This window comes from Desulfovibrio sp. GTC20076, assembly GCF_055385905.1.
In genome coordinates this window covers 955,384-978,680 of sequence record NZ_AP039366.1, presented here as the reverse complement: position 1 = coordinate 978,680, position 23,297 = coordinate 955,384, and the positions used below count along the sequence as shown (strand labels likewise).

13 protein-coding genes are annotated in these 23,297 nt (G+C 58.4%); 9 read left to right on the top strand and 4 right to left on the bottom strand.

What is annotated here, in order from left to right:
* Positions 1-76: 76 nt before the first annotated feature.
* Both ACZ495_RS04265 and ACZ495_RS04260 read right to left on the bottom strand, forming a co-directional pair.
* Positions 77-2,968: a tetratricopeptide repeat protein gene (locus ACZ495_RS04265; protein ID WP_464262680.1), complete on the bottom strand. Its 2,892-nt coding sequence runs from the start codon at positions 2,966-2,968 to the stop codon at positions 77-79.
* Between the two features lie 362 nt (positions 2,969-3,330).
* Complete coding sequence (locus tag ACZ495_RS04260) at positions 3,331-4,470, bottom strand: sigma-54 interaction domain-containing protein (RefSeq protein WP_296985234.1); 1,140 nt, start codon at positions 4,468-4,470, stop codon at positions 3,331-3,333.
* A gap of 106 nt (positions 4,471-4,576) precedes the next feature.
* Here ACZ495_RS04260 and hrpB point away from each other — a divergent pair, with 106 nt between their 5' ends.
* Complete coding sequence (gene hrpB, locus ACZ495_RS04255) at positions 4,577-7,279, top strand: ATP-dependent helicase HrpB (RefSeq protein ID WP_464262679.1); 2,703 nt, start codon at positions 4,577-4,579, stop codon at positions 7,277-7,279.
* A gap of 196 nt (positions 7,280-7,475) precedes the next feature.
* Here hrpB and ACZ495_RS04250 read toward each other — a convergent pair whose 3' ends face one another.
* Complete coding sequence (locus ACZ495_RS04250) at positions 7,476-8,474, bottom strand: YheT family hydrolase (RefSeq protein ID WP_464262678.1); 999 nt, start codon at positions 8,472-8,474, stop codon at positions 7,476-7,478.
* 133 nt (positions 8,475-8,607) lie between these two features.
* Here ACZ495_RS04250 and ACZ495_RS04245 point away from each other — a divergent pair, with 133 nt between their 5' ends.
* Positions 8,608-9,888: a BaiN/RdsA family NAD(P)/FAD-dependent oxidoreductase gene (locus tag ACZ495_RS04245; RefSeq protein WP_394027431.1), complete on the top strand. Its 1,281-nt coding sequence runs from the start codon at positions 8,608-8,610 to the stop codon at positions 9,886-9,888.
* Between the two features lie 374 nt (positions 9,889-10,262).
* Here ACZ495_RS04245 and ACZ495_RS04240 read toward each other — a convergent pair whose 3' ends face one another.
* A complete protein-coding gene (locus tag ACZ495_RS04240; RefSeq protein ID WP_012624935.1) occupies positions 10,263-10,466 on the bottom strand; it encodes a dual CXXC motif small (seleno)protein in 204 nt (67 codons plus the stop codon).
* A 529-nt stretch (positions 10,467-10,995) separates the two neighbouring features.
* Between ACZ495_RS04240 and ACZ495_RS04235 the strand changes: the two genes are divergently transcribed.
* The 7 genes from ACZ495_RS04235 (at position 10,996) to ACZ495_RS04205 (ending at position 23,286) form a co-directional block, all read left to right on the top strand.
* Positions 10,996-11,787, top strand: a complete 792-nt coding sequence (locus ACZ495_RS04235) for a YMGG-like glycine zipper-containing protein (RefSeq protein WP_464262677.1) — start codon at positions 10,996-10,998, stop codon at positions 11,785-11,787.
* Between the two features lie 78 nt (positions 11,788-11,865).
* Complete coding sequence (locus ACZ495_RS04230) at positions 11,866-13,026, top strand: S1C family serine protease (protein ID WP_464262676.1); 1,161 nt, start codon at positions 11,866-11,868, stop codon at positions 13,024-13,026.
* Positions 13,023-14,333: an SrfA family protein gene (locus tag ACZ495_RS04225; protein ID WP_012624938.1), complete on the top strand. Its 1,311-nt coding sequence runs from the start codon at positions 13,023-13,025 to the stop codon at positions 14,331-14,333. Before ACZ495_RS04230 ends, ACZ495_RS04225 begins: the two co-directional genes overlap by 4 nt.
* Before the next feature lie 2 nt (positions 14,334-14,335).
* A complete protein-coding gene (locus ACZ495_RS04220; RefSeq protein WP_464262675.1) occupies positions 14,336-17,446 on the top strand; it encodes a virulence factor SrfB in 3,111 nt (1,036 codons plus the stop codon).
* A gap of 15 nt (positions 17,447-17,461) precedes the next feature.
* Positions 17,462-20,092 carry a putative virulence factor gene (locus ACZ495_RS04215; RefSeq protein ID WP_464262674.1) on the top strand — a complete coding sequence of 877 codons (2,631 nt, stop codon included), beginning with the start codon at positions 17,462-17,464 and terminating at the stop codon, positions 20,090-20,092.
* Positions 20,093-20,095: 3 nt separating this feature from the next.
* Positions 20,096-21,160, top strand: coding sequence for an SEL1-like repeat protein (locus ACZ495_RS04210; RefSeq protein WP_464262673.1), 1,065 nt, complete (start codon positions 20,096-20,098; stop codon positions 21,158-21,160).
* A gap of 110 nt (positions 21,161-21,270) precedes the next feature.
* Positions 21,271-23,286, top strand: a complete 2,016-nt coding sequence (locus tag ACZ495_RS04205; RefSeq protein ID WP_012624942.1) for a vWA domain-containing protein — start codon at positions 21,271-21,273, stop codon at positions 23,284-23,286.
* Positions 23,287-23,297 lie beyond the last annotated feature (11 nt).

Sequence of the window (23,297 nt, the reverse complement as noted above, 5' to 3'; positions counted from 1 at the left end):
AAAGCCAACAAGAGGCGGTACGGCGCTTCTCGGACCGGTTGCCGGCACGTCAGGCAGATCGCCACGCGGCATCGACCTACTGTGCAGCCGCCGGGGCGGAGGCGGCCTTTCCTTCTTCCCGAGCCTGCCCCGGCGCAGGCTGCCCGGCCTCCGAAGAACCGCCGGGCAAAAAGTTTTGCAAGTCGCGTGAAACCTCAAATGTTCGCAGTTCTCCTGCCGCCGCCTGGGCAAAAGGAGAGTTTGGATAGTTGCGTACCACATCTTCCAGCAATGCCTGAGCGCGTGCCGCATCCCCGAGCTTGCGGTACAGGCGTGCCTCACGAAAGCGCAGGCCGGGATATTCTGGCGATTCGGGAGACGCGTAGGCATTATAGCGCCCCACCCACTCCAGTGCCTCCGGAACCCGGTTGGCAACTTCACTGATATCCATAAGTGCGGCCATGGCATCCTTGATGCGCTGCGGGTCAGCCTTGTCCGAACGCTCTTCCTGAAGTCGGGTAAAAAGATCTATGACCTTACGGTTCAGTTCGTAGGAATCTTTTATATCCTTGCGCTGCTCGGCATCGCGGGCCAAAAAATATGTTGCATAGGCCCGCTGGTAAAGCGGTATATCCTGCCGGTCGGCCAACTGCGCCCACATGGCGAGTGCAGGCCCGGTCAGATTGAGGTTTTGTGCGGACAGCGCCAAGGCATAATCAAGCTGGTTGCGCAACTGCCTGTTCATGGGCCAGGTAGAAACCAGCTTTCCCAGATCCAGCACTTTGTCCCACGCGCCAGCCTTGAGATAACGGTTGAAAAATTCTGTAAAAGCAGCTTCGCCGTAATTGGGGTCCATAGGACTTTTCAGAAATTCTGCCATCATCCCCAAGGCTGCGGCTTCATCCCCGCGTTCCAGCATGCCCTGGGCAAGCGCGTAACGCATACGTGGGTCAAGCGCTCCATAGCGTTCACGCACCAGGGGAAAGCCATTCCATAAAATCAGGATACGCCCGTAATTGCCCTCTGCCAATGAATTGTTCAATTCCTGCTGAAAAGACGCCCAGATAAGATCTTTGGCCTGGGGGACATTGGCGTTTTCAGGATAAGCGTCAATAAAATCAGCAGCTTTTCCCATGGCTTCTGTATATTTTTTATCCCAGTAGAGCCACATGGCCTCTTTCAGGCGGGCCAGAACAGCCGCAGGCGCGGTTCTGGAAGAAGCCGCGAGGTCAGTATATACTTTCCAGAGGGCACCGCCCTGATCCTTTGCAAAGACCGCGCTCATTTCAGTATAGCTGATGGGTGAATCGTAGATGCCTTTTTCCGCCAGGCGCAAACGGGCCACCGAGGCAGATGCCGTACCCGCAAACACCCGTTCCACATAGCGATACACAAATTCAGCGCTGATCCAGCCCCCCTGACGGGCATACATATCGCCGAGGCGCAGCAAAAGCTCGTCATTACCCTCATGTCCGGGAACAAGATTGTAGTACAGCCAGTATAGGCCAAGCGCAGGCCCGGTCTTGCCGAGAGCCTCATCATTGCCCGCTTGCAAAAGCAGAAAAGACGGTTCGTCAATATAATAGCGCGGCCAGCGCTTGCTTATAAAATCGAGAATAAGTTGGGCATGTTGAAATTTTTTCTGCCTGTTGAAGGCTTCCGCCAATCCGACGGAGGCTTCCTGCAGGTAGGAAGATTCTGGGTATTTATCCAGCACCATAGAAAAGGACTGTTCTGCCCTTTCATCAAGACCTCTTTTGAGCTGTGCCTTGCCAAGAGCGGTGAACCCCTGGGCAACACCGGGATAGTCCGGGTAGCGGCGCAAAAGGGCAACAATATAACCGCCGGCATCAACGAGGTTGCCCACATTGACATTGGCCAGCCCCAGACGCAGCAGCGCCTCGGGCACACGGGGCGAACGCAGGTTGGCGTTCATCGCTTCGCTGGTGGAGGATACAATCGCCTCATATCCTGCCAGAGGATTATCCACATACCGCGCCCATGTGCAGTCGCTGATGTAGTACAGGGCTTTTTCAAGCATTTCCGGATGCAGTCCCGGCAGACTTCTGAGTTTTTCCAGCTGGGGCAGAGCTTCAATATACTTGCGTTCACGAATAAGCCTTTCGGCTTCTTCCATAACGATTTCCGGATTAATGGGCCTGGGAACGGGATTTCCCTGCTCGTCCACATAGATTACCGGGCGTTCCTCCGGCTCCTTGGATACTTCTTCTTCGGGCTGCCGGGCAGCGGGAATCCCCACGGTCTGCTCGTTGACCTTGCCGGAGACAGTACCAGCCTCAGAACGCTTCCCCTGTCCGGACGTGGCCGGATCAGAAGCAGCCGTTCCTCCCGGCGTAGCTGCGATTCCTGCAGAGGACGCATTCCGCACGGAACCTGAGACAACAGCCCCCCCAGCCGCCGCAGGGCTTACAGACTGATGACCAGTATCAGGCGTACTTCCTGCGCCGAGGGAAGTTCGCCCCGCCTCCATCTGCCTTCCGGCAGCAGGATCAATGGCGGCGTCTTTACCGACAGGTGTATCACCAGTTTCGCGGGCCGCTCCCTGCTCTCGTTCTCCGGTCAGGGGGGCGGCGCCATCCGGCTTCACAGGCTGTGTTACGGTTGAAAGCGCCCTGCTTTCCGGCCAGTCTTCGGGACCGCCGGTATTTACCTTGCCAACCACCGCCTGCCGCCCCATCGGGCTGCTCGGGCCGCCTTGTACAGCAGATTCACGGGAGGCCGCATGAGCTTCAGAGAGCGGCCAGAAACTCCAGAAGCCGCCCACAGGTTTTTTTTTCGGAAACGCCTGCGCACCACGAGGCAGCCCGGCGGCAAAAAACTCTATATCCAGCCTGTCCGGAGCAGGTCGGCGCACAATGCTCGATGCCTGGGTGGAAAGCTCAACGTGCAACTGGCCACTGACAAGTTCTACAGCTTTGACAAGCGCCCCCATGGCGGGCGCATGCCCGGCCCGGACCAGCGGAGACAAAGGTGCGTCTGAAGAGTTAATGTAAAAAATTAACTTTCTGTCACCCGCAGAGACCATCTCTGTCTCCTGCACAGGAGCATCAAAGTGCAAACGCAGCTTCTCAACCCCTGTTCCCGGCGAAAACCAGCTCCAGGTGAGCGCCTGCGCAGAAGACGGAGCAAAAAAAACCATGCTCAGCAACAGGAAAAAAAAGACGGGTATACGACTCTGCCGAGAGAAGAAACGGCTGATGCTTAGGATTGCGCCGGTATGGGCGGAAGGTTGAATACGGCCTGTGCCGGTAAAAAAAATCATGTTCACGTGCGCTTCGCGAAGAGGGTTGAAAGTCAGGAACCGTTATGCGTAATGCAACATATATACCATCACGCATTGCGCTTTTTGAGTTTCTCAATAAGAGTCGTACGCTTGATGCCCAGTAGTTCTGCCGCCTGATTCTTGACGCCCAGAGCTTTATCCAGTGCTTCATCAATAAGGCGCCCTTCAATGGCATCAAGAAAATCTTTCAGAGTCAGACCACGCGCTTCCAGCACGCTCAAGTCAGGCCAGACAAAAGTACCCGCCTGCTGGCCCGCTCCATTGTCCGGCGCGGCAGCGGAGGCTGCCGCCATTTTTTCATTTTCAACCGCATCCATCCCCGTAGAGGGCGCAGCGGCAACAATATTTTCGACAGCACCTGCTTCATCAGCACCTGCGGCAATATCTTCCACTTCCGGCAGGGATGCAATATCTCCTACCTGGTCAAGTATCTTGCCGGGCAGGTCCTGCGGGTGTACCACATCCCCATCTACAAGAATGCTCAACCGTTCCATGAAATTTTCAAGCTCGCGCACATTGCCGGGCCAGGTGTAGGCAGAAAGCACACGGCGCGCATCATCGTCAAGGACAAGAACCGGGCGCTTTTTCTTGCCGCAAAAATGGGTCAGAAAGTGCCGCGCCAGCACGAGCACATCACCCCCTCTTTCACGCAGGGGCGGCAGGTGCAGCGGGATGACATTGAGGCGATAATAAAGGTCTTCGCGAAAGCGCCCGGCAGCCACCTCAGCTTCAAGGTCACGGTTGGTGGCCGCCACAATGCGTACGTCCACTTTTTTGCTGCCACTTCCCCCAACGCGTTCGATCTCCTTTTCCTGGAGCACCCGCAATATCTTGACCTGAAGGCTCAGGTCCATTTCGCCTATTTCGTCAAGAAATATCGTGCCGCCGTCGGCCAGCTCAAAACGCCCCGGACGGGAACGAATGGCGTGTGTAAATGCTCCCTTTTCATGTCCGAAAAGTTCACTTTCAAGCAATTCTTTAGGTATGGCTCCGCAGTTGATGGGAACAAAGGGCTTATCTTCGCGGCTGCTGTTGGAGTGCAGGGCGCGCACCAGCAATTCCTTGCCTGTTCCGGATTCCCCGGTTACAAGCACAGTGCTGTCGGTAGGCGCAACCTTGCCGAGAACTTTAAAAACCTCTGCCAGGCTTGTGCTCTGGCCAATAATGCCGTCTGTATTCAACGCCATGAATTTTTCTCCACCAGTAATCCTTTCTTGTGTCAATACACTGACGCGAACAGGATTACCAGTAAAAAAGCTGTTTTGACATTCCGTTTAACCAACCTGTGCATCAATGAACAAAAACTCTGCAATGCCTGCCCTGCCGCCTCTTCCCCCCTGTCCGCTGGATCAGGAGAGGCAACATCTGCTTGCTGCCCTTGAGCAAAACTGCGGGCTTGTACTCAGTGCCAGCCCTGGTGCGGGTAAAAGCAGCAGGGTTCCCCTGTGGTTGCTCGCCGCCCCGTGGCTCCGCGGGCGCAACGTACTGCTGCTTGAACCGCGCCGCGTGGCGGCCCGTGCCCTTGCCCGGTACATGGCCGCCCTGTTGGGCGAAAATGTGGGGCACACTGTGGGCTTGCGCATGCGCGACGAAAATCGCACCGGTCCGCACACACGCATTGAAGTCGTCACTGAGGGGGTGCTCACCCGCATGCTGCAAGAGCAGCCGGATCTGCCCGCCACTGCTTGCGTAATTTTTGACGAATTTCACGAGCGGTCGCTTGCTGCCGATATGGGACTGGCGCTTTGCCTGGAGAGCCGGGCGGTTCTCAGGCCGGACCTGCGCCTCGTGGTCATGTCTGCCACCCTGGACGTTCAGGCTGTGTCCGACCTGATGGGGCAATGCCCTGCAATTCATAGTCCCGGCCGCTGCCATCCGGTGGATCTGCACTACCTGCCCCACACACTTCAGACAGGCGGAAAAATTTCATCAGCAGGCGGGTCTTTTGCATTGTGGCAGCATATGGCCAGCGTCATTCTTACACTATTGCAAAAAGAGCCGGGCAGCCTGCTGGCTTTCTTGCCCGGCGCTGGTGAAATCCGCCAGACAGCCTCTTTTCTGGAGGAACGTCTACCCCCGGACGTGCTGCTCCATTCGCTTCACGGCAATCTGTCCGCAGCGCAACAGGATGCAGCCATTGCCCCGGCCCCGCCGGGCAAACGCAAGGTAGTGCTTGCTACTTCGATTGCCGAAACCTCTCTGACCATCGAAGGCGTGCGAATGGTCGTGGATGCAGGGCTTGCGCGCCTTTCACGCTTTGCCCCCGCCAGCGGCCTTTCCCGCCTGGTGACGGAGCGTGTTTCTCTGGCCGGGGCGGATCAGCGTACCGGCCGCGCCGGACGGACAGAACCAGGTATTTGTTGTCGCCTGTGGGCCAAGGAAGAAGAAAAAGGCATGCGCCCCCACATCCGCCCGGAGATACTCGATGCAGACCTCACCGGGCTTTTGCTGCAATTGGCGGCATGGGGTGCATCTGACCCTTCAGCCATGCCCTGGCTTGATGCTCCGCCGTTGCCGCACCTTGCCGTCGCCAGACAATGCCTTGAGCTTCTGGGGGCCTTTACCCCTGCCGGAAAACCTACAGATCTCGGGCTTCGCATGGCCGCTCTGCCGCTTGAACCAAGATCTGCGCGCATGCTCCTGTGGGGCGCGCAGCACGGGCATGGCCCACTGGCCTGCTGCCTGGCCGCGCTGCTTGAAGAAAGAGATCCTTTGGCCAACGCCCAGCGCCCCGAAAAACGCGGGCAACGGGACTGGCGCCAGACAGACAGCGATCTGGCGCTTCGTCTTGACTGGTTGTGCCGTTCCCCGCACCAGGGCGCAACTGCTCCGGCCCGGGAGCATGCCCGTCAGCGCGTGCGACGCCAAAGTCTGCGCCTGACCCGGCTTCTTGCGCAAATCATGAAAACGGATCACGACCCCAGTCCCATCCCGGACCATAAGCAAAACGCTGCATCGGGCCTGTTCGCCGATGCTCTTGCCGATGTCAGCGCTCTGGGCTTACTGACAGCCGTGGCGTGGCCTGAATACGTTGCCATGCTCCAGCCCGGAGGGCAAAAAGGGGATATTGGCGCACCAATGCGCACATATCTCATGCGCAGTGGAAGAGCGGCGCGCCTGCTCCAAACAGACTCCCTCGCACGTAGTGAATTTCTGGCAGTGGCCCAGGTAGACGGCACGCTGCCTCATGGCCGTATTCGCCTTGCCGCTGCACTGTCCGGCACGGATATGGAAGAGCTTTTCTCCTCACAAGCAGTTCAGACGGATATCACATGTGTCACTGAGGCCGGGCAGGTCACTGCCCGCCGCCAACGCAGACTCGGGGCTATTGTGCTGGAAGACATTCCTCTGCCACGGCCCGAACCGGAACACATCGTCGCTGCCCTGTGTGCTCACGTACGCGAGCGCGGCCTCACCTGTCTGCCCTGGAACGTCCAAAGCCTCCAGTGGCGGGCGCGTGTGGCCCTGCTGCATGAGCTGGAGCCGGATGCCTGGCCCGCTGTAAGCGACGCGGCCCTGCTGGGCAGCCTGGAAGCATGGCTCGGCCCATTTATGACAAATTGTACATCGCTGGCCGCCCTGTCAGCCGAAACATTTTCTGCTGCCCTGCACAGCCTTCTTTTGGGAAATGGCGGTCGTCTGCTGGACAGGCTTGCCCCCACGCACTGGCAAGCGCCCTCCGGCGCACAACGCCCCATAACATATGGTGAAGAAGGCGGTCCGGCGCTGGATGTAAAATTGCAGGAAATGTTCGGCTGTGTGGACACGCCGTGCATCGCCGGAGGGCGCGTTCCCCTGCTGTTGCGGCTCAATTCTCCTGCCGGCCGCCCCCTGCAGGTCACGCGCGACCTGGCGCATTTCTGGCGTAACGGCTACCCCGCAGTACGCGGAGAAATGCGGGGACGCTATCCCAGACATCCCTGGCCCGAAGATCCTCTGACAGCAACGGCCACGGCGCTGACCAAGAAAAAGCTGGCCGCATCGGGCAAAAAATAAAGCTCGCTGTGCCTCTACAGATCTGGCTCTGCACATGTGCATATGCATGCCGCCTTATGACTCGCCGGGACCGGCCGGGAAAAAGTCCAGCCAGGCCAAGCCGAAGCGTAACAGGCAGAACACATGTTCCGAAGCACGCAATCCGCATCCCGCCCGCCGGGCATGACAGTATCCGGCAACCTCTCCCGCTGCCCGTTCAGTCAAAGGCTCCCTGCTCCAGCAGCATACCGACAAAGCCACGGGCGCGCTGCTCACTGTAATAGAGACCGCCGGGCTGCACAAAGCCCACATGTCCGCCGTGGGCCGCGACTTCGAGATGCAGGTGTGGGCTGGCTTCCGCGGCATCCCACGGGTAGCACGATGGAGCACAGAAAGGATCGTCCGCCGCAAGCAGCAGATATGTGGGAACAGTGATGTTGGGCAGGTCAGGTAGCACTGTATTTTTTTCCCAGTAGTCGCTGGCTGACGAAAAGCCGAAGGCCGGCGCAGTAAAGCGGCTGTCAAATTCCGAAAAGGTGCGGATGCCCTCAATGCCCTCAACCGAAGGGTAGCCGGGAAAACGCCCGGCATTGTACTGCACTTTTTTGCGCAACGTTCTCAAAAAATACCACATGTACAGGCGGCAGGCCGGGCCGTCCATAACAGGGGCAGCAGCAGAAAGATCGCACGGCACAGACACGGCAACAGCCCCCTTTATCAGAGGCGATATCTGCCCCCGACCGAGATAACGGCATATCTGGTTTCCCCCCATGCTGAACCCTGTCAGCAGCAGCGGCCGGTCAAACATTTCTGCAAAGCGCACTACCGTGGAAAGGTCTTCTGTTTCCCCCATATGGTATAGACGCGAGGTGCGGCCAGGCTCGCCCGAGCAGGAGCGCATGTTCCAGGCAAGCACATCAAGGCCCAAAGACCGCAGGACAGCACCCATGCCAAGCACATACTTGCGGCGGCTGTTGCCTTCAAGCCCGTGGGATATTATGGCTATGCCGCGCCCTTGCCCGAAATTGCCGCCGCGTGCTTTCACGGCGGGCTGCATGTCTACATCCAGAAAATCCCCGTCAGGCGTTTCAATGCGCTGCCGCCGCGTATCCGGCGGAAGGTCGGGATACGGACGAAAAAGCACAGGCCACATGGTGTTGGCATGGGGATTTGTTACATACCAGGGGCAGGTATAGCGTGAATCAAGTATCGGCATGGTTTTCTCAACAGGTGTATTTTATTGCTGAACATCAATTGAACATCTTGGCAGACCGTCCGGCCTCGTATACCTTCAGTGTATGCAAAAAACCAGTTTACACAGCTCCTCTCCAAAAAACCTGCTAGATGCCATGACCACGTCCAGCAACCCTGTTCCTGCACCTGCGCGCGTTCCGTACGGCCTTGCCGGAACAAAAAAACATGTGGATGAAAGCCAGGCGGACGTGCTTGTTCTGGGCGCGGGAGCTTCCGGACTTATCTGCGCACGGGAAGCCGCAGGAAGGGGCTTGCGTGTAACCGTACTTGAGCGCGGTGCTGTTCCGGCGCGCAAGCTTGCCATCAGCGGCGGCGGAAAAGCCAACTTTACCAACCGCCGCGTGACTTCGCAGGACTACCGCTGTGATGGTCCCGAAGGCAGCGATTTTTGCGCCCCGGCCCTGCAGGCTTTCGCCCCGGCCGCCATACAGCGCATGGTCCGGCAGTGGCGTCTGCCTTTTGAAGAAAGAGAACACGGCCAGCTTTTTCTGACTGTACCCGCACAAAAACTGGTCCAGGCTCTTATGACAGACTGCCGTCAGCGCGGCTGTCGTATCGAATTCGATAGTCCTGTGGAAACGCTAAGTTTTTCAGACGGTATTTTTGTAGTGCATACTCCTGCCAGAGTGTGGCGCGCCCCTGCCGTAGTGCTGGCCATGGGCAGCCCCGCCTGGCCCCAGGCAGGGGGAAGCGGGCACGGCTACAGGCTTGCCCAGCAGTTGGGGCACAGCCTGGTACCGCCGTGCCCGGCCCTGACCCCCCTGTTGCTGCCTCAGGGACACATTCTCACCAGCCTGTCTGGCATCAGCCTGCCTGTTCGCATTTCTGCAGAAACGCATCACTGGCAGGACCACCTGCTATTCACGCACAGCGGCCTCAGCGGACCGGCCGCGCTCAAGGCTTCGCTGTTTTGGGAAAGCGGAATGCAGATTCGCGTAAATTTTCTTCCCGACAGTGGCTTCAAAGCCCTGCTGGATGCGCCAGAAGCCGGAAAGCAGACCCCACGGACCCTGTTGGGGCGTCTTTTGCCCCAACGCCTTGCGGATGCGCTGCTGCCACAGGAAAATGCGCGAAAAAAAATTGCGGAGCTTTCACGCGCGACACGCAACAGCCTAGTGGAGTCTGTACACGCTCATAGCCTTTTGCCGGTAGGGGCCGCAGGACTCAAAAAGGCGGAAGCCTGCCGCGGCGGTGTGCAGACCGGCGAAATAAACGCGCAAACCATGCAAAGCCGTCTTTGTCCGGGCCTGTTCATCACTGGCGAACTGCTGGATGTAACGGGCCTTCTGGGCGGCTACAATCTGCATTGGGCCTGGGCCAGCGGCATGGCTGCAGGAAAGGCTCTGCCCTTGCCCGCAGTACAGTGCGGCAGCTAGCGTGTCGAAGCTTTGCCCGCATGCATCCCCACGTTTTTACAAAGCTCGCTTCGGCACCAAACAGCCCGGGCACCTGGCCGGGCAGCCTGCCCCCGTAGCCCTTCGGGCCGGTGGCAGAGCCTTGCGCCTTCGTGGCGAATATCTGCTGGTACAGCCGTCAGAGTTATTTTAGCGCATTCAACTTTGAAAAAGTGTACATGCACTAACGCTGCCCGCGAGTGCAGTATGCCGCAACACAGCGTTGATTCTGCCGAAAGTACAATTTTGGGCAGAATGGTAACTTTAACATATGAAGCATTTCAACGTTAATCTGCTCTGGAATGAAATGTCTTTAAAAGTCTTTTGAAAATACTTGAAACCGCCCTTCAACTACTTCAAATACGGTTACAGTAAACATTTTCCAAAAAATTTTCCATGGCGTCATCAGCCTGCCTGATATAGTCCTGCAGGGGAAATTCTGCCCCACACCCGGGGCAACGCATAAAAACTTCATGACACGTGCGAACGATGTGCAATTTGTCCGGACAGTTGGGACAGGCGATGGTAGTTTTGGCATCGCGGGAAGCAAAAAAAGACATGATATCTCACGAGGTAAAATATTGCTGTAAGGTGAGCCTGCAAACACACGCACCACGCCTGACGTAAAAACGGGCGTGTGGCGTAGCGCGGTGCCGCTGCCGGGCTGTTTAACCATCCCCGACTGCATGTTGTCAAATCCGCCCCGGTCCAGTGTGCATACCGCGTCCCGGATCAGGCCGCCCTGCCAACCTGACCTGCCGGCTAGGGCCAGAGCACAAATAAGGTTCAAAATCTTATGCAGCTTCAAGGCGCTAGACAGCCATGACGCCAAAGCGTCGCGTCATGTTGCGTACTGGCCGTTAACGATAGCTACCGGCCAAGGCCGCAGCAGACCACGCGAAGGGTATTTTGCCCACCAGCATCCGAAACAAGCCGGAGGGGCATGTCCACGCTCCCGATGCGTGGTATGCCTGCGGCTGAACGGCCTGCCCACAGCTTTGCCGCAGCGGGACTTGCCGTATAGTACGACTTTGCAGTATCATTAGAGAAGTGACAACTTCCCTTAAACTTTTATCAGGAGGCCGTGACATGCAACGGCGCGCATACCTTCCTCTTGTTTGTATCCTTGTGGGCGGCCTGCTTTTTTCGGGTTGTACCAGCCGCTATGGCGAGCAAAGAACCAAGGTAAATTACTATCCCCAGTGCTATGAGCCTGTGGCACAACTGCGAAAAGATGAAAACAGCACCGGCAAGAGCACTGCTGCGGGCGCTGCGGGGGGAGCCCTGCTGGGGGCGCTTATTGGCGGCCTGGCGACCGGAAAGGTCGAAGGCGCTCTGGCGGGTGCCGTGGCTGGCGGCGCGGCAGGCGCGGTGGGCGGAAATATTTACGGCAAATCCCAGGAAAGACAGCGTGACGCCGCCTATCTTGCGGAATACAACCGGCAGATGGGCGCAGAAGCAGCCAGCATGAACCGGGCAACAGCCGCGGCCAAGCTTGCCACCAAGTGTTATGACCAGCAGTTCAAGCTGGCCGTCGACCAGTACCGGGCCGGACAGATCACCCGCCTCGAACTGCAGGACCGGTACAATGAAATCCGCAGCGGTCTTGAAGAAACAGCCTATATTCTTAAAGACACCTCTTCGGCCATGGCCCAGAGAAACAGCGAATACGAACGTGTTCTGGCTTCGGACTACACGGCAAGCCAGCCCGCTTCGCCTGCGGCTTCCACGCCCAAGAAAAAGCCTGCCGTCAGGCAGGCCAGCATTTCTCCTCAGGCGTTGGAATGGAAGTCTTCGCGCAAGGAGCTTGAAAGCACACGCAGCGATGTTGATGCCCGTATGAGCAGTTACGAAGAAACTGTAAATAACCTGCTTGGATAATTTCATGTTTGCGCTGCCTCTTGATTTGCTCCAGAGGCAGCGCAAACATTTCCCTGCGGTCTTTTCCGCGGAGTTGCCATGAGTCAAACGCCCAATCCAGCCCCACCGGGGCAGTCCGCGCCATCGGAAGCTCCGGAGGCCCCCCCGCAGCCCTGGTTCCGGCGTCCCTTTTTCTGGGGACTGCTGCTCTTTCTGGCTCTGCTGCTTCTCGCCGCATGGCTTTTTGGGAAGCAGTGGCAGGAAGCTGAAAGCCGCAAGGCAGAGGCGGCAGCGCAACTTGCCGAACGGCAACTGCAAAACCAGGCCCGACAGGATTTTATTGAAAAGCTGCGCCTGCTTCTCAAGGAAGAGCCGTGTGAGGTGCAGCGCCGCCTTCCTCTTTTGCCCCCCCCCGCCGGTGTGGCCTGGCCGCCTCTGCCCGATTCCGCCACAGGAGCCGGAGGCGTAGCCGCCCCCCCCAACGCTGCACCAGCACAGTCGCGGAGCACTCGTCCGGTGTCGCCGCCCCAAGACTTTGCCGCCCTTATGGAACAGGCCACGGTACTTGTTCTGGCCATGCAGCCCGAGGGGCTTTCTATGGGATCGGGCTTTTTTGTAACTTCGGGACATGTGGTAACCAACGCGCACGTGGTTGGCCCTGCGGGCAAGGCCGTCATTGTCAGCAAAGCCACAGGCGCGCCCCTTGCTGCCCGTGTTCTGCAGGCAACGCAAAGCGCGGGACGTGACTTTGCGGTGCTTGCCGTCGAAAATGGCCCGGGCATCACGCCACTCCCGCTAACCACTGAAGTCTGGCGCACGGAAAAAGTCAGCGCATGGGGCTTTCCCGGGGCCGTGACCAACGATGACCCCAAATTTCTGGCCCTGCTCAAGGGTAATGACGCGGCAGCGCCCGAGGTGGTTTATACCGAAGGTGTGGTCAGCGTCATACTTGAACGCAACCCGCCCCTCATTGTGCATACGGCTACCGTGTCACAGGGCAACAGCGGCGGACCGCTGGTCAACGACAAGGGCGAAGTGGTCGGCATCAATACGTTCATCAAGCTGGACGACGGATCTTACAGGCAGTCCAGCCTGGCTATTGTAAGCGCCAGCCTTGCGGATTTTCTGCGTGCTGCGGGAGTTCCCTTTACTCTTGCTGCGCCCACGGCATCAGGTCAGGAGAAATCCTCCGTGCCGGAACAGACGGCACAAAAAGGCGCCGCCCAGGCCGCCGGAAACGAGCAGGGAGGCAAGCCATGAGCATACGTATAGCTGTAAGCATGCGTGGCCCCATGCGGGCGCTTGCCAGTCAGGGCATACTCGCCACAGATTGCCACGCCCAACTCAAAGCCATACTGCTGCAAAAGCTGGGTCCGGAACATGCCGCCCTGCTGGCTGAGCCGCAACATGATGCCGAAGGCAGCAGCGTGGACTGGTATGCTGAAGGGCAAGGCCCCGCGATTGCCCTTAAAGATCTTCCGGAAGAAGATGCCAATACCCTGCGCGCCAGGGCGACCTCTCTGGCCAATGATATCGCCGCTCTCTCAGGTACGCTTACTTCTGATGCACAGGCCCGCCAAGCGCTCTCGGGCCAGTTGCTGCGTCTTGCCCTGCAACACCCATCGGATGGTGATATCTGGTCTGTGAACGGGCAGCCTGTACTTGTCAACTGGGGCTTTGCCCCAGGCAGTGCAGGAGCCTTGCCTCAGGACCTGACCCGACTGGGCGCTGCACTGCCCCCGCCGCCAGTGCCACCTGTTCCCGCCCCGGCAGCCGGAGCGGGCTGCCTGCCCTGGCTCTTGCCCCTGCTTCTGCTTTTGCTTTTACTCTGGCTTCTCGGTGCGGCACTGGGTCTTTTCCCCTCCCCCCTGCCTGCGGGCTGCCTGCCTGTGGACCGCAAAAATCTTGTGGCCGAAGAACAGCGAGCTGCGGCTCTGGATGACGAACTGGCGCTCTTGTGGAGCCAGCTTTTGGAGCGGGCAGCGCTGTGCAAACCCGTAAAACCTGCTCCCGTCCAGGAAGAAAAGGAAGAGCCGGTGGCCCCCCTGCCGGAACCTGAAATAGTAGAGCCATTCCTGGGTGAGACCCCACCGGCACCCAAGCCTGTGCCGCAGCCCAAACCGGAAAAACCCAAGGAACAGCCCAAACCTGTGGAGCCTCCCAGGCAACCGGAAAAACCCAAGAAAAAAAACGAGGACCTGACCATCCCGCAGGATGCCGCCAAAAAGAACGATCTGAGTTTTCTTGAAGGCTGCTGGACCAGCGAAACCGGCCTGTATTCGCACCCGTCCAACGAGCCTATTGTGGCGGAGTACTGCTTTGATAAAAAAGGCAAGGGCCGCCGCTTTGTGCGCGAGCGCAACGGGCAGGTCTGCAGCGGGTCCGCAAATGCCCGTTTTCAGGGCAACAGGCTGAATTTTGAATCCGACCAGGCCAGATGCCCCCGTGGCGGCACATATGTTCCCCAAAAGGTGGAATGCACCGGCAGTGAAAACACAACCCAGTGCAAGGGCAGAGAACTGGGCGCGGGCAATAATAAATGGGACGCCCGCTTCAGAAGGAAATAAGCATGAACGTCATACCCCGTTATCTTTCCCCTGTGAGCATCATTCCCGGTGGTTGCCCACAGTTTCTGGATTTTGCCCTGCAGGAGGAATCCATACGCAGAGTGCGCCGCTATTTCAGGGAAGAAAAAAAGAATCAGGGCGATGTGGACGGGCGGTATACCCACTATTTACGCTGCCTGGCAGAAGCGGAAAGCGGCTTCATCGACCAGTTGACAGGTCAGCCCTGCGATGAAGACTATAGTGTTGAAGCCCGACGTGCCGTGGAGATATGGGAAGGGCACTGGCTGCCCATCCCCTTTCTGCGCACGCTCGATCAGGCATGGCCTGATGGCGGCAAGCGTTTTGAATGCGGCCCCTCCAACTGGGCGCGGGCGCGCGTCATGCATTCCGACCGCCACCCGGGCCAGTTACGCATTGTGCTGGCATTCGATACCAATGTGGAGCAACGCCCGGCCGAAGGCGACGCCTACCACGCCCTGTCTCCGCAGGATGTGGCGGCCCACGGGCATTTCATGCTGGCGCACCTGGTCCGTGACAACTCGTGGTTTCTCAATGCGGCGTGGGTTGACGAATGGCTGAACGGCATTTTTGACAGCTGGCGTCAGGCCCAGCACCGGAGGCGCGGTTCGTGGAAAGACGATACCCCCTACGTGCTTGAGCATCTGGCCTGTTACCTCACCTGGCTCGACATCGTACGCATGGCCCTCAATGACTTGGCTGCGCAGGTCATCAATCCCGACCGCGATACCCCTGTGGACGTGGACCTTGTGCTGGATATCGGCAATTCGCGTACCACAGGCATTCTGGTTGAAACCCTGCCTCAGCGCGTTACAAACCTTAACGACAGCTATCTTCTGGAATTACGGGACCTGAGCCAGCCGGAGAACATCTACTCCGACCCCTTTGAAACCCGTGTGGAATTTGTGGATGCGGCCTTTGGCAACGATGCCCTTTCACGTCGTTCGGGCAGGCAGTCGCCCGCCTTTGCCTGGCCTTCGGCAGTGCGCATCGGTCCCGAAGCCGCGCGCCTTGCCACCCAGGCTGTGTGCGCCGAAGGCACAACCGGCATGTCCAGCCCCAAGCGCTACCTGTGGGACGAACGCCCCTGGCAGCAAAGTTGGCGCTACAATACGGGCGGCAAGGCCGAACCAATGGTGAGCCGCGGTCTATTCCCCCGCCAGCTCAATCCGCTGGGGACCCCCCTGGCCTGCTTTGACGACCCCTTGTTCAAAAAAAACCCGGCCCTGCAAAAGCAGCAGGCCGAACCCATTTTTGAATCTCTGTTCACGCGTTCGTCGCTCATGCTCTTCATGCTGGGCGAAATTCTCACGCAGGCCCTTGTCACCATAAACTCTCCGGCCACCCGCGCCCGCAGGGAGCTGCCCAACCTGCCCCGCCGTCTGCGCAGGCTCATCTTTACCGTCCCCACAGCCATGCCTGTGGCTGAAAAACGTATTTTTCGCCGATGGGTCGTGTGGGCCGTGCGGGTTGTATGGAACGCGCTGGGATGGGAACAGTGGTATGCGCCCAAAATGCTTGCGCGAGGCCAGGGCGGCGACTACCGCCAAAGCCCGCAGGTTCGTTGCGATTGGGACGAAGCCAGCTGCTCGCAGCTTGTCTTGCTGTACAACGAACTGGCCGTAAAGCAGCATGGCGACGCGCACCACCTTTTCCGCCTTTTGGGCAGACCGCGCCCATCCTGCCAGGGCAGACCCTGCATACGCATGGGCTCCATTGACATTGGCGGCGGCACCACAGACCTGTCCATAACAACCTATGAGCTTGCCAGCGGCGAAGGCGATACCGCCCGCATCGTGCCGCACACGGAGTTCAGGGACGGCTTCAATATCGCCGGAGACGAAGTTCTGCGCGAGGTTGTGGCCAATCATGTCATTCCGGCCATAGGGCAGGCGCTGGTGCAACAGGGCCTTGCAGAGCCACGTGCCCTTCTGGGCCAACTCTTCGGGCGTGATTCCATCGGCATGTCGCAGGAAGACCGCAACACCCGTGTGCGCCTTGTACGGCAAATTGCCGTTCCCGTTGCACTGGGGCTTCTGGCGGCCTGCGAAAACCCGGACATACGGCATGCCAGCTATACCTGCGCCCTGCGGGATTTCTTTGAGCCTGATCTGCTGCATGAGCCGAGTGCGGCCCTGCCCGCAGCGCAAACCGAAGGCGAAGGCGTAATTTACGAACCTGCCGCCCTTGCACCACGCCCGCAGGCCGCCATTTTACGGGCAGTAGAGGGCATGGTGCGCCGGGGGGCACCCTTCATCCAGAACTTCAACATTCTGGATGTTCCCATTGTGATCAGCCCCGCCGCTGTGGACGTGACCATACGCGCCACCCTTGGCCCGACCCTGTCTGCCCTGTGCGAAATGGTGCATATGTACGACTGCGATGTACTGCTGCTCACGGGACGGCCCAGCTCCTGGAACGGTGTGGTGGCCTCGGTTCTTGCCAAACTGCCTGTGCCGCCGGACAGGATCATCCCCATGCGCAGCTATCACGCCGGATCCTGGTATCCCTTTGCAGATGCGCAGGGCCGCATCACAGACCCCAAAACCACGGTGGTCGTAGGAGCGATCCTCTGTGCGCTGGCCGATGGACACCTTGAAGGCTTTTCTTTTGACTCCGGCGCGCTGCGGCTCACCTCCACAGCCCGTTACATCGGTGAGATGGACATCAACAGCCAGCTCAAAAAGCCCAAGGTCTGGTTTACTGTGAATGTGGACAGCAATGAAGGCACCGAACAGATACGCCGTGTGGCCTTCAGCGGGCCGCTTTCCATCGGCTACCGGCAACTGGACGCGGAGCGTTGGCCCACAACGCGCTACCATCTGCTTACCTTTGCCAACGAAGACGCGCGCGCCAGAGCTTCCGGCCGCCTGCCCTATGAAGTGGAAGTGCGCCTGACTGTAGAAGATGTGTGGGACGATGCCCCACGCACCGATGACGAAAAAGACCGCAGCGAAGGCGAATTCAGCATTATTTCCATTGTGGACAGCCAGGGACGTGGCGTAGACAGGCGCGATCTTGAAATACGCCTGCAAACACTGAAGCTGGACGAAGGCTACTGGCTGGACACCGGCATTGTGACCGATGCCGGCTAAGCGAGGCAACTAGTTATGGTTATGCAGCAGGATATGGACCTTGCGCGGCAGTGCCGCCAACTGGCGGATACAGCCGGACAGGCCGGAACATGGCTTCAGGACAATGCCGGACTTGTGGGTGGCGAAAAAAACGCCCTTCTCAGGGATATGCGCCACGCAATCCGCTTTTTCGGCAAGTGCGGGCAAGCGGCAGAACGCAAAATGTGCGTGGGCGTGTTCGGGCCAAGCCAGTCCGGCAAGTCATACCTTATCTCAGCGCTCGCCAGTGACGCCAATGGAACGCTGCTGGCCGACTTTTGCGGTGAAAGTCATGATTTTCTGAAAAAAATCAACCCCGAAGGCGGTAAAGAATCCACCGGGCTTGTCACGCGCTTCACCACAAGCCAGCCTGAAGGGCTTTCGCCGGAATTTCCCATCCGCCTGCGCCTGCTTTCTGAAACCGACGTGGCCCGCGTACTGGCCAACACCTACTATGCAGACTGCGACCATCAGGATGCTCCCGCAGCCGAGGCGCTTGTCAAGGCTCTGGACGCCATTGAGGCCGCCGCACCCGCGGCTCCTGTTGCGGACGGGCTGAGCGCTGATGATGTGGAAGATCTGCGTGACTATGTAAACAAGAATTTCAGTTCGCGCCCGCGGGTGCAGATGCTCCAGAACGGCTACTGGACCCGGGCAGCCGCCCTGGCCCCTCGGTTGGACACAGCGGGCCGCGCCCGTCTCTTTGGCCTCATCTGGGATGAAGTGGAAGAGTTTCAGTCCGTTTATCTGCAATTATGCGATGCGCTGCACAGTCTGGGCAATCCTGCCGAGGTCAACTGCCCTCTTGCGGCCCTTATACCGCGTGAGCGGAGCATCATTGATGTGGAGCGGTTGCGCGGCCTCAGGCAAAGTACGGATGACATGCTGCCCATTCTTGCGCCCAACGGCCGCACGGTCAGCCTGCCCAGGGCTGTGGTCACGGCGCTTACGGCCGAGATCACCATCTTCATGCGTGAAAAACCCGATGATTTTTTTGACCATACCGACTTGCTGGACTTTCCCGGTTATCGTTCGCGTTACAAATTCACCAATCTTCGCGAAGCTCTTGCCAGCAAGGAAGACATGCTCAAGGAGCTTTTTCTGCGCGGTAAGGTGGCATACCTTTTTGAGCGCTACCGTGAAGAAAAAGAGCTGACCAGCATGCTCCTGTGCATCGCACCCGGCCCGCAGGAGGTGCACGACCTGCCGCACGCCGTCTACGAGTGGATATGCTCCACTCACGGCGAAAAACCCTCAAGCCGTGCGGGCAAGGATCCGGCCCTTTTTTTCGTGCTTACCAAGATGGACATGGAGTTTGAAAAAAAGAAAGGTTCGCCCTCAGTAGAAACCCGCTGGACGACCCGACTGGAATCATCGTTGGTAAAATTCTTCGGTCAAGTGCATGACTGGCCGGAAAACTGGGACGGTATCCATCAGTTCAGCAATGTTTTTCTTCTGCGTAATCCCAATTTCACCTGCGAAGCCATATTTGACTATACAGGCGGGCGCGAAACAGGAATCCGCCAGGACCAGACCGCCTTTGTAGAAGAGGTGCGCCAGGCTTTTCTGCAGTCGCCTCTGGTGCAGCGCCATGTGGCCGGGGCGGAAAAGGTCTGGCAGGCGGCCATGACCCTCAACGACGGCGGCGTAAGCCTTCTGCGCGACAGCCTGCGCCCCCTGTGCAATCCCGAACTTAAACGGCAGCAGATCAGTGTAAGCCTTGATGAGAAAAAAGAGCAGCTTCTGGCACGCCTTGCCCCGTTTTACCGTACAGACGACCGTGAAGAACTGCGCCGCCAAAAAGAGCAGCTTTCACGCACCCTGGTCACCTTGCTGGCCAAGGTTGCAGAAAAACAGCTTTTTGGTGATTTTTTACGCCGCCTGCAGGTTCGCGATTACGACCTGTATGAACTATGCCTCAACGCCCGCCAGATGCCCGAACAGGGGCAGCCGCAGGCAAGCGTTCAGGTAGTGGGAACCCGTGTTTCGGCTGACGATATTCTTGGAGATATTTTCGGCGACAACACCGAAAGCACGCCTGCAGCAGCCAAGCCAAGCGAGCAGGAGCAGGCCAGGGATATGGCCGGAGTCTTCACTTCGCTTGTTATGGAACACTGGATAGGCCGCCTGCGTGACCTGTCCGCTTCCGCCGAGGCACGCAGCCAGCTTGGCCTCCCGGCACTGGAGCTTGATCAGCTGTGTCATGAGATCATCCTGGCGGCCGCACGCTGCCGCCTGCGCGAAAACCTTGAAGAGCAGTTGCGTCGGGGTACATCGTACAGCAATATCGCTCGCGAACGCCTGGTCTGGAAACAGGTAAGTCTGGCCGCAGACGCCATCAACGCCTTTGTTGACTGGCTGGGCTTTGACCCGCGCTTCAAGGATCAGAGCCAGCGCACCATCCTTTTTGGCGGCAAGAGCGTCAGCCTGTTTGATCCGCCACAGCCCATCATGGGCGAACCGCGTATAGGCGAGCAGGAAGCGCCCTATGACCGCCTCTGGTATACTGACTGGTTGCGAGCCCTGGCCTACAGCATCACGGCCAATGTGGACTTTGACGGCCAGCAGACTCTGGATCCGGAACAAAACAACCGCCTGCGCGACATCTTGCAGGTTTTCAAGGGATAATCTATGCGAGCCAGCATTGCAGCGGACCCGGAGCGCGGTCCCGGATACGGCATTATTGAAATCGAGGGGGCTGGCGACATCCTTTCCCCTTCTTTTACCCTGCAAAGAGCCTCGGACGGCAAATGCCTTTCGTCCGGCGGCTGGCAGGAAAGTGAAACAGCCATAAGCCCGCAGTCGTGGAATACAGACGACAGCAAGCTGCGCCTGCACGTAGGGCCTGAAGTCATAGACGAACTGGACAGCCTTGACGCCTACCGCATCAGTCTGCCCGGGCAGGGGGCTTGCGCTATGGCCGTGGGCAGACTCATATATTCCAGTATCAGCGGCGGCCAGGGCATGGGCGGGTTCAGCGCACCGGAAGCCCCGGCTGCGGTTTCTGATCCTGATCCCGATCCCATATCGGTTACTCCGCCGGAACTCGCTCCTGAACCGGAGCCGGAACCGGAAGCTCCTCTGGCGGAACAGCCCTTGCAAATGGCGCACGAAACAGGGGCCGGCCATAGTGGGCGGGGAAAAACAGCTATCGCTATGGGCGTGCTGGCACTACTGCTTTGCGCCGGACTTGCCGTGTGGTGGTTTGTACTGCGTGAGCCGGAAGGTCCCCCGCTGCCGCAACCTCCCGGTCAGTCTGCCTCAAACTCCGCTTCCGGCGCGCAGAGTGCAGAAAATGGTGCTGCGCCCAAATCACCTCTGGCAACTGCCCGTGAACAGTTGCGTGGAGAAGCCCTGCCCGATGTGAGTCTGGCCATGGCCAAACCCATGCGAAAGGCCGATGCAAGCCCCGAAGAGTGCGATGCCGCTTTTTTGCTGCTTGAAGACGCTGCCCAGAAAGGCAATGCCGAAGCAATGCTGCTGGTGGGAGAGTATTATGATCCTACAGCTTCCCTGCCCCGGGGCAGTATTCCTGTGGACATGACCCAGGCCAGACGCTGGTACGATGAAGCCCTGCACAAAGGGCACGACAAGGCGCTGCCTCAGGCTGCCCTGGACAGGCTCAAGGAATACGCCAAAGCTGAAGAAGCCAGGGGCAACGCCGAAGCACGCGCCCTGCTGCAAAGCTGGAACTGATTTTCGCTGTTCCGGCGCAGGCAGCCCTTTTACCGGCAGATCCGGTGATATTCAGGCTGCAACCGCGCCGATGCTGTCAATATAAAACGGAGTCCGGGAGGATACCCGCCATGCGCCCCACCACCATCATATCTTGCCGTCATTGTATGTTCGGTGCTCTGTCCGGCATAGCGGCCTGCTCTCTTGCACTGTTTTTTTTTATGGTTGCCGGAAATATCTTTGCTGCATCACATGTACAGGCTGCGCCCCTGTTACTGGAAGGTAAAAAAACGCTTTTCCAGCGGGTGGTCAGTCACCCAGGGGCACGCCTCATGGCCGGCCCTGCGGCAGACGCCGCAGTGGTAAAGGAAAACGTAACACCTTTTACCGTTTTTTACGTTTACGCCCGCAATGAGGGCTGGCTTCAGGTCGGGGCAGGCGCCGCCGCCCCCGAAGGCTGGCTGGAAACGACCAGGGCAACAGACTGGAACCAGTCCCTCACCCTGCTCTTCACGCCGCGCACAGGCCGCGACCCGGTGCTTTTCTTCAAAACAGAAAACGCGCTGAATGACGTCTGCGCCGCTCCGGATATGGACGCGCGTCTGGACAAACTCAATGCCGAATCTGCCAGCCTGCTGCAAGGCGGCAAAATTCCGCCAAACGATTTTCCCGTGCTGGCCAGCGAACCTGCGGACGCAACCGGGGCGGTTTCAGAAAAGCGGTTTTATCTCATGCCCATTCTGGACATGAAGGACCCCTTTGACGGGGTAAAGTTTCTGCGCGTGGCTTCCATCGACCCCGGCGGCATGCCGGGCAGCCAGAGTGGCAAAAGCGGCCCGCCCAAAACAGGCATAGCCCTTGTCATAGATACCACAATTTCCATGAAGCCGTACATAGATCAAAGCCTTAACGTGGTGCGCCAGATATACGACAAAATTGAACAGGACAAGCTGGAAGACAACGTGGGTTTTGCTGTGGTTGCTTTTCGCAACAGCACAAAAGCCACTCCAGGTCTAAGCTATGTTGCTGAAGTTGTAAGCGATTTCACTACGGCAAAAAACCGTAAAAGCCTTGAAGAAAAGCTCTCCAAGGTGCAGGAAGCCACCGTCTCCAGCCACGACTTCAATGAAGACTCCCTGGCAGGCGTGTACAAGGCCGTAGAGACCCTCAACTGGGGTGATTATTCCTCGCGGCTCATCCTGCTCATTACCGATGCCGGTCCTCTCAAAAGCACGGACAAATACGCCTCTGTCAGTATGGGTCCCAGTGAGCTCAATGATTTTGCGCGGCAAAAAGGCATCTGGATATCCATCCTGCACATCAAAAGCCCCGGCGGAGCCAAAAACCACGCCTACGCTGAACAGAATTACCGCGCCCTGAGCAAACTCTCGGGCAATCGCTCAAACTATCAGGTGGTTGCCGCGCCCACAGCCGCAGCCGGGGCCAAGCAGTTTGCTGAGGTCGCCAAAGTGCTGGCCACAGGCATGGTGGATATGGTCAAAAACACTGCCTTGGGCAAAGTCATGACCAAACCAAAAGACGAAAAACCGCAAAAACTTACTGCCGAGGAAGAAGCCGCCCGTCTTGCCGCCACCCTGGGCTATGCCATGCAACTGGAATATCTTGGCAAGGCGCGTGAAAATCAGGCGCCCAGCGTCGTCAGTTCGTGGATTGCCGATATGGATCTCAAACGTCTTGCCAGGAGCGAGCAAAGCCCCAGCGTTGAGGTGGCCGTACTGCTGACCAAAAACCAGCTCAATGACCTGAGCGCCCAGATCAAGGCTGTCATTGACAGTGCGGAGCGCACCAAAAAAACCGACTCGCGCGATTTCTTTCAGGGAGTGCTCTCTGCCTCCACGCGCATGGCCCGCGATCCCAATATGCCGACGCAGGGGAAAAATCTGGCGCAACTGGGTGTGCTGGCGGAATTTCTGGATGGGCTGCCCTACAAGAGCGACATCATGCTGTTGCGCGAAGAAGACTGGTATCGCATGAGCGTGGGCGAGCAGACGGCCTTTATCAACAGGCTCAAGTCACGCCTGGCCCGCTATGAAGAGTACGACCGCGACCGCGCCAACTGGGAAAGCTTCGGCCAGCCCAATCCCGGCGACTGGGTATACCGTGTACCTTTGAGCATGCTGCCCTAGACTGAGTCTGA